Source organism: Luteimonas campi (assembly GCF_051162505.1).
In the GTDB taxonomy this organism is placed as follows: domain Bacteria; phylum Pseudomonadota; class Gammaproteobacteria; order Xanthomonadales; family Xanthomonadaceae; genus Luteimonas.
In genome coordinates this window covers 1-5,525 of record NZ_JBNWEM010000010.1, presented here as the reverse complement: position 1 = coordinate 5,525, position 5,525 = coordinate 1, and the positions used below count along the sequence as shown (strand labels likewise).

The window sequence follows — 5,525 nt, the reverse complement described above, 5'->3', positions numbered from 1 at the left end:
CAATAAAAAACCCCCAGCCTTGTGGGCTGGGGGTTTGGGGTAAAGACCCTGGCGATGACCTACTCTCGCATGCGGCTGCACACTACCATCGGCGCGTTTGCGTTTCACTTCCGAGTTCGGAATGGGATCGGGTGGTTCCACAAAGCTATTGTCACCAGGGAGAGGGTGGAGGGTCGCCAGCGCATCGGTGGGGTCCACGGATGTGCAGCGCACACGCTCTCAGAGGGGGGAAGTAGCGAACGGGTTGGTCTTGACTGTCGCGACATGATCGCAGAGTCCAAGGCCACTTGAGGTTATATGGTCAAGCCACACGGATCATTAGTACTGGTTAGCTCAACGCATTACTGCGCTTACACACCCAGCCTATCAACCACCTGGTCTTGATGGTTCCTTCAGGGGGCTTGTGCCCCGGGAGATCTCATCTTGAGGCGCGCTTCCCGCTTAGATGCTTTCAGCGGTTATCGCTTCCGAACATAGCTACCCGGCAGTGCCACTGGCGTGACAACCGGAACACCAGAGGTTCGTCCACTCCGGTCCTCTCGTACTAGGAGCAGCCCCTCTCAAATCTCCAACGCCCATGGCAGATAGGGACCGAACTGTCTCACGACGTTCTGAACCCAGCTCGCGTACCACTTTAAATGGCGAACAGCCATACCCTTGGGACCGACTACAGCCCCAGGATGTGATGAGCCGACATCGAGGTGCCAAACACCGCCGTCGCTATGGACGCTTGGGCGGTATCAGCCTGTTATCCCCGGAGTACCTTTTATCCGTTGAGCGATGGCCCTTCCATACAGAACCACCGGATCACTAAGTCCTACTTTCGTACCTGCTTGATCCGTCGATCTTGCAGTCAAGCACGCTTATGCCTTTGCACACAGTGCGCGATGTCCGACCGCGCTGAGCGTACCTTCGAGCTCCTCCGTTACTCTTTGGGAGGAGACCGCCCCAGTCAAACTACCCACCACACACGGTCCCCGACCCGGATTACGGGCCCAGGTTAGAACGTCAAGCACGACAGGGTGGTATTTCAAGGATGGCTCCACCCCAGCTGGCGCCAGGGTTTCACAGCCTCCCACCTATCCTACACAGACGAACTCAACGTTCAGTGTGAAGCTATAGTAAAGGTTCACGGGGTCTTTCCGTCTTGCCACGGGAACGCTGCATCTTCACAGCGATTTCAATTTCACTGAGTCTCGGGTGGAGACAGCGCCGCTGTCGTTACGCCATTCGTGCAGGTCGGAACTTACCCGACAAGGAATTTCGCTACCTTAGGACCGTTATAGTTACGGCCGCCGTTTACCGGGGCTTCGATCAAGAGCTTCGCCTTGCGGCTGACCCCATCAATTAACCTTCCGGCACCGGGCAGGCGTCACACCCTATACGTCCACTTTCGTGTTTGCAGAGTGCTGTGTTTTTGATAAACAGTCGCAGCGGCCTGGTCACTTCGGCCTCCCCCAGCTATTCACCAGAAGAGGCGCACCTTCTCCCGAAGTTACGGTGCTATTTTGCCTAGTTCCTTCACCCGAGTTCTCTCAAGCGCCTGAGAATTCTCATCCTACCCACCTGTGTCGGTTTACGGTACGGTCTGCGTAAGCTGAAGCTTAGGAGCTTTTCCTGGAAGCGTGATATCAGCAGCTTCGTCCTAATGGACTCGTCCTTAGTCTCAACGTTGCGCCCCCGGATTTGCCTAAGGGCACCGCCTCAACTCTCTCACCGGGACAACCAACGCCCGGCCTGCCTAACCTTCTCCGTCCCTCCATCGCACTTACGCGAGGTGCTGGAATATTAACCAGCTTCCCATCGACTACGCATTTCTGCCTCGCCTTAGGGGCCGACTCACCCTGCGTCGATTAACGTTGCGCAAGGAAACCTTGGGCTTTCGGCGTGCGGGCTTTTCACCCGCATTATCGTTACTCATGTCAGCATTCGCACTTCCGATACCTCCACGGGACTTCTCAATCCCGCTTCGCAGGCTTACGGAACGCTCCTCTACCGCGCATATATAAATATATGCACCCCAAGCTTCGGTTCTGTGCTTAGCCCCGTTAAATCTTCCGCGCAGACCGACTCGACCAGTGAGCTATTACGCTTTCTTTAAAGGGTGGCTGCTTCTAAGCCAACCTCCTGGCTGTCTGTGCCTTTCCACATCGTTTCCCACTTAGCACAAAATTTGGGACCTTAGCTGTGGGTCTGGGTTGTTTCCCTTTTCACGACGGACGTTAGCACCCGCCGTGTGTCTCCCATGCATTCCGTCTCGGTATTCGGAGTTTGCAATGGTTTGGTAAGTCGCGATGACCCCCTAGCCATGACAGTGCTCTACCCCCGAGAGGATTCACATGAGGCGCTACCTAAATAGCTTTCGAGGAGAACCAGCTATCTCCGGGTTCGATTAGCTTTTCACTCCTAATCACACCTCATCCCCTACCTTTGCAACGGGAGTGGGTTCGGGCCTCCAGTACCTGTTACGGTACCTTCACCCTGGGCATGACTAGATCACCCGGTTTCGGGTCTATTGCCTGCGACTATGCGCCCTGTTCAGACTCGGTTTCCCTTCGCCTCCCCTATACGGTTAAGCTCGCCACAGACAATAAGTCGCTGACCCATTATACAAAAGGTACGCAGTCACCCCGAAGGGCTCCTACTGCTTGTACGCACACGGTTTCAGGGTCTATTTCACTCCCTTCACCAGGGTTCTTTTCGCCTTTCCCTCACGGTACTGGTTCACTATCGGTCGGTCAGGAGTATTTAGCCTTGGAGGATGGTCCCCCCATGTTCAGACAGGGTTTCACGTGCCCCGCCCTACTCAATTTCATCTGCATAGCCCTTTCGCATACAGGGCTGTCACCTTCTATGGCCGGCCTTTCCAGACCGCTTTGCTAGAACTACACAGACTTTTGGGCTGTTCCCCGTTCGCTCGTCACTACTCAGGGAATCTCGGTTGATTTCTTTTCCTACGGTTACTTAGATATTTCAGTTCACCGCGTTCGCCTTGCATGGCTATGTATTCACCATGCAATACTCCTTGCGGAGTGGGTTTCCCCATTCGGACATTGCCGGATCAAAGCTTGTTGCCAGCTCCCCGACACTTTTCGCAGGCTGCCACGTCCTTCATCGCCTCTGACCGCCAAGGCATCCACCGTGTGCGCTTATTCGCTTGACCATATAACCCCAAGTCGCCTCGGAGTTTGCAGTGCCGGTGGTTACAAGCCACCGACGCGAATATTGCAACGACTCAAATAAGGAATCTTTCGATTCCCGCCTTAGCCTCTACGACACGTCTGGACAGCTTCGTCTCAAACGCTCGCTACTTCCCTTGTTGTCAAAGAACGCTCACCGGCTTCAGCGCCGATGGGCTTCTAAACTTTGTGTGTGCGCAGACACAATCCGCTTCCAAACCTGGTGGAGCCTGTCGGGATCGAACCGACGACCCCCTGCTTGCAAAGCAGGTGCTCTCCCAGCTGAGCTAAGGCCCCGTAGAAAACCAGAATCAGGTTTCCCGACCGAGCCTGGGCCCGAGTGGTGGGTCTGGGAGGACTCGAACCACCGGCCTCACCCTTATCAGGGGTGCGCTCTAACCACCTGAGCTACAGACCCAGTCTGTTTGTGCGGATTGTGCAGGTTACTTGTGCGGACGTCTGGACAGGCAATTAGCTGTCTTTAGTCTCTAAAGGAGGTGATCCAGCCGCACCTTCCGATACGGCTACCTTGTTACGACTTCACCCCAGTCATCGGCCACACCGTGGCAAGCGCCCTCCTTGCGGTTAGGCTACCTGCTTCTGGTGCAACAAACTCCCATGGTGTGACGGGCGGTGTGTACAAGGCCCGGGAACGTATTCACCGCAGCAATGCTGATCTGCGATTACTAGCGATTCCGACTTCACGGAGTCGAGTTGCAGACTCCGATCCGGACTGAGAGAAGGTTTCTGGGATTGGCTTGCCCTCGCGGGTTCGCAGCCCTCTGTCCTTCCCATTGTAGTACGTGTGTAGCCCTGGCCGTAAGGGCCATGATGACTTGACGTCATCCCCACCTTCCTCCGGTTTGTCACCGGCGGTCTCCTTAGAGTTCCCACCATTACGTGCTGGCAACTAAGGACAAGGGTTGCGCTCGTTGCGGGACTTAACCCAACATCTCACGACACGAGCTGACGACAGCCATGCAGCACCTGTGTTCCGGTTCCCGAAGGCACCCCTCGATCTCTCAAGGGTTCCGGACATGTCAAGGCCAGGTAAGGTTCTTCGCGTTGCATCGAATTAAACCACATACTCCACCGCTTGTGCGGGCCCCCGTCAATTCCTTTGAGTTTCAGTCTTGCGACCGTACTCCCCAGGCGGCGAACTTAACGCGTTAGCTTCGATACTGAGTGCCAAATTGCACCCAACATCCAGTTCGCATCGTTTAGGGCGTGGACTACCAGGGTATCTAATCCTGTTTGCTCCCCACGCTTTCGTGCCTCAGTGTCAGTACTGGTCCAGGTAGTCGCCTTCGCCACGGATGTTCCTCCTGATCTCTACGCATTTCACTGCTACACCAGGAATTCCACTACCCTCTACCGTACTCTAGCCCGCCAGTTTCCAATGCAATTCCCAGGTTGAGCCCAGGGCTTTCACATCAGACTTAACGAACCACCTACGCACGCTTTACGCCCAGTAATTCCGAGTAACGCTTGCACCCTTCGTATTACCGCGGCTGCTGGCACGAAGTTAGCCGGTGCTTATTCTTTGGGTACCGTCATCCCCGTCGGGTATTAATCGACAGGATTTCTTTCCCAACAAAAGGGCTTTACAACCCGAAGGCCTTCTTCACCCACGCGGCATGGCTGGATCAGGCTTGCGCCCATTGTCCAATATTCCCCACTGCTGCCTCCCGTAGGAGTCTGGACCGTGTCTCAGTTCCAGTGTGGCTGATCATCCTCTCAGACCAGCTACCGATCGTCGCCTTGGTGGGCCTTTACCCCGCCAACTAGCTAATCGGACATCGGCTCATCTATCCGCGCGAGGTCTTGCGATCCCCCGCTTTCTCCCGTAGGACGTATGCGGTATTAGCGTAAGTTTCCCTACGTTATCCCCCACGTATAGGCAGATTCCGATGTATTCCTCACCCGTCCGCCACTCGCCACCCAGAGAGCAAGCTCTCCTGTGCTGCCGTTCGACTTGCATGTGTTAGGCCTGCCGCCAGCGTTCACTCTGAGCCAGGATCAAACTCTTCACTTAAATTTTTCGGCCAGATCCGAAGATCCAACCTAATCGCTTGAGTGCAGTCGTCGCTCCTGAGCCCCAATTACTCGCTTGCATCTGCATGCATTTGAATTGACTTGTTGCTCTGTTACGAACGTCTGCAAGATGGACAGTCATCCACCCGCCAGACGCCCGCACAAGTCACCTGCGCACACTGTCAAAGATCTTCGAAACACCGGCCTCAGCGCCTGGGTTCCGCCCCGAAGCGTTTCGCTCCAGGAAGCCGCACATTCTGTCACGGCCTTCTCGCTTCGTCAACACCCCGTGAGGGGTCTCGACCTCCCTTC

General features: G+C 55.4%; 2 tRNA genes and 3 rRNA genes. All 5 read right to left on the bottom strand.

From position 1 onward, the window contains the following. Positions 1-46 precede the first annotated feature (46 nt). Positions 47-159, bottom strand: a 5S ribosomal RNA gene (gene rrf, locus ACQYVW_RS17300). Positions 160-297: 138 nt separating this feature from the next. Continuing rightward, positions 298-3,163: ribosomal RNA gene (locus tag ACQYVW_RS17295) — 23S ribosomal RNA — on the bottom strand. Positions 3,164-3,400: 237 nt separating this feature from the next. After that, a tRNA-Ala gene (locus ACQYVW_RS17290) sits at positions 3,401-3,476 on the bottom strand. 44 nt (positions 3,477-3,520) lie between these two features. After that, positions 3,521-3,597: transfer RNA gene (locus ACQYVW_RS17285), tRNA-Ile, on the bottom strand. A gap of 72 nt (positions 3,598-3,669) precedes the next feature. Then, positions 3,670-5,214, bottom strand: a 16S ribosomal RNA gene (locus tag ACQYVW_RS17280). Together the 16S, 23S and 5S rRNA genes with 2 tRNA genes alongside form the textbook arrangement of a ribosomal RNA operon. Positions 5,215-5,525 lie beyond the last annotated feature (311 nt).